The 258-nt window shown below is 54.3% G+C and carries 1 protein-coding gene; it reads right to left on the reverse strand.

The features are described from left to right. Positions 1-240, reverse strand: a 240-nt coding sequence (locus ACPCUW_RS35255; RefSeq protein ID WP_423429708.1) for a hypothetical protein, incomplete at its 3' end; no start/stop codon positions are given. Positions 241-258 lie beyond the last annotated feature (18 nt).

The following is a 258-nucleotide window of genomic DNA, read 5'->3' on the forward strand; positions in this document are numbered from 1 at the left end:
GGATAGGACATCAGGACTTACCGGCAAAGCCAGCAGTTTCTCAGAAAATCCGAGCAAGTCGTATTTTTTGCCTGGAAAGAACGTCTGTTCTTTCAGGACCCAACAGTGTGTCGATATATTCACCGCGGTCCCGGACAGAGCCGGCACCTTGGTGCGATGAAACTTGTCAGCGTTCCACCCATGAGCTTCCGCGGTCCCACTGACGGGGACACAAACGGTCTCTGGCACAACCACTTTCACCTGCGTGAAGCGTCGTGC

It is taken from the genome of Nocardia sp. AB354 (assembly GCF_049538315.1).
GTDB lineage: Bacteria > Actinomycetota > Actinomycetes > Mycobacteriales > Mycobacteriaceae > Nocardia > Nocardia nova.